This window comes from Catenulispora rubra (genome assembly GCF_015356825.1).
GTDB classification, from domain to species: Bacteria; Actinomycetota; Actinomycetes; order Streptomycetales; family Catenulisporaceae; genus Catenulispora; species Catenulispora rubra.
This window is the reverse complement of the sequence record NZ_JAACYW010000568.1, coordinates 1-2396: the sequence shown is the minus strand read 5'-3', so window position 1 is coordinate 2396 and position 2396 is coordinate 1. Positions and strand designations below refer to the sequence as shown.

The following is a 2396-nucleotide window of genomic DNA, read 5'->3' as shown; positions in this document are numbered from 1 at the left end:
GGTGTAGCACTGGTGCAGAAAACGGTCGGCTTCGTCGGAAAGCTCTTCGATGCTGGCTAGGCTGGATAATCGGTCGCCAGGGCACTTCTGGCGGATCGCATGACGGAACACGGGGATCCCCTCCGCTCAGCAGGCGAATGCAGAGCGTCATCGTATGTCTACAACTGGTGTGCGTACTACCGATTGCGAGGATCCGGCTCCGATGTGTACCTATCAGACGTTCAAGCTGGCGGTGGCGGGCAGCGCCAAGGGGACTCCCGGGTGGATCCGCGTCACCGAGGCGAGCGTGTACTACGACCATCCGGTGCACGCCATGGACGAGCACACGCTGAACATCGACCTGCGCAATCCCGAGCGCGGGCCGTCGGCGCGGATCGCGGTGGAGCTGACCGCGCAGGCGGCTTACGACCTGGCGCAAGCCATTCTCACGGCGTTGGAGAGCGTGCCGGAGGGCATGCTCCCGGCGGGGGTGCGTGTCGGGCGCGCGGGACTACTCACGGAGTCGTCGCAGGTCTAACGTCATAGACATGGCCACCGACGACGCACGGATCGATACTGGCAGTGTCTACGACTACGTGGTTGTGGGAGCCGGCTCGGCCGGTTCCGCGGTCGCCGCGCGGCTGTCGGAGGACCCCGGGTGTCGGGTGGCGTTGTTGGAGGCCGGGCCCCCGGATCGCAATCCGCTGATTCACATTCCGGCGGCCTTCTCCGAGCTGTTCGAGAGCAAGCTGGACTGGGCGTACCGGACGGTGAACCAGCCGAAGCTCGGCGGGCGGCAGATCTTCTGGCCGCGGGGGCGGATGCTCGGCGGGTCGTCGTCGATCAACGCGATGATGTGGGTGACCGGGTTCGCGGCGGACTACGAGGAGTGGGCCGCGGCGGCCGGTTCCGCGTGGGGGCCGGATCCGATCGCGGCTGCCCTGCGCCGGGTCGAGGCTTTCACGGCCGCACCGGACGGTGCCGCGCACGGGGCGGCCGGGCCGGTGCGGGTGGAGCGGCAGCGTTCGCCGCATCCGTTGACGGGGCGTTTTCTTGAGGCGTGCGCGGCGCTGGGGATGCCGGGCGTTCAGACAGCGGTGACGCAGCATTCGGGCCGGCGGTGGTCGGCGGCTGACGCGTATCTGAAGCCGGCACGCTCGCGTCCCAACCTGGTCGTGTACACGGGGGCGCTGGCGACGAGGGTGCTGTTCCACGACCGCCGCGCGACCGGCGTGCGCTACCTGGACGGCCGACGCGTCGGCTCGGTGGCGGCGCGCCGCGAGGTGATCCTGTGCGGCGGCACCGTGAACACGCCGCAGCTGCTGATGCTCTCCGGCGTCGGGCCCGCGGAGCACCTGAAGCAGCGCGGCGTGAAGCTGGTGGCCGACCTCCCGGAGGTCGGCCACAACCTTCGGGACCACCTGGCCGCCGGCATCGTGGTGAAGACGAAGAACGCCAAGTCACTGATCAGCGGCCGCACCCCGGCCGGCTTCGCGCGCTACCTGGCGCGGCACGAGGGGCCGCTGACGTCGAACGTCGGCGAGGCGTACCTGTTCACCAAGAGCGAGGAGGGGCTGGACCAGCCGGACATCGAGGTGCTGTTCGCGCCGGTCGCGTTCCTCGACGAGGGCCTGACCCGCCCGAAGGAGCACGGCTACACGATCAGCGCGGTGCTGCAGAAGCCGCGCTCCCACGGCACCGTCACCCTGTCCACCCTCGACCCCACCGCAGCGCCTCGGATCGACCCCGCCTACCTGACCGACCCCGACGGCCTGGACTACGCGACCCTGACCCGCGGCATGGCCCTCTGCGAGCAGATCGCGGCGGCACCCCAGCTCACGCCCTTCAACGACGGCTACATGCTCCTGCCAGGCCTGTCCGGCCCGGACCTGTACGAAGCCTCGATCCGCCGCTACGCCCAAACCCTGTACCACCCGGTCGGCACCTGCCGCATGGGCACCGACGAGGCCTCGGTGGTGGACCCGCAGCTACGCGTCCGCGGCATCGACGGCCTGCGGGTGGCGGACGCCTCGGTGATGCCGACGATCATCCGGGGTCACACGAACGCGCCGTCGATGGTGATCGGGGAGAAGGCCGCCGAGCTGGTGAAGGATGCCGAGCGCGCGGGGCGGCGGGGGTAGCGGCTCCAGCTCCAGCTCCAGCCACGATCGCACAACCCGCGCGGCAACCAGCCCGGCATCAGCCAGCCTCGCAGCAAGATCGCGCGCCGCGCCGCAACCGGCCAGCACCACCGCTGACTTGCCGGCCGGACTCGCCGCCGGGAACCGGGCCAGCAGCCCGCCACATACGAGATCAGGCACTGCACCGCCGACCGGCTGGCAACCCGGCGGCCTGCACTTCCGACCTGCAAGCCGCTCCCCGCCTCGCCCCACGCGAGCCCAGCAACGCACCCCACC

General features: G+C 70.4%; 2 protein-coding genes. Both read left to right on the top strand.

Going from position 1 to position 2396, the window contains the following annotated elements; genetic code table 11:
* Positions 1 to 202 precede the first annotated feature (202 nt).
* Complete coding sequence (locus GWK61_RS54080) at positions 203 to 517, top strand: DUF6295 family protein (protein ID WP_194922211.1); 315 nt, start codon at positions 203 to 205, stop codon at positions 515 to 517.
* A gap of 10 nt (positions 518 to 527) precedes the next feature.
* Positions 528 to 2120 carry a GMC family oxidoreductase gene (locus GWK61_RS54075; RefSeq protein ID WP_194922210.1) on the top strand — a complete coding sequence of 531 codons (1593 nt, stop codon included), beginning with the start codon at positions 528 to 530 and terminating at the stop codon, positions 2118 to 2120.
* Positions 2121 to 2396: the final 276 nt, after the last annotated feature.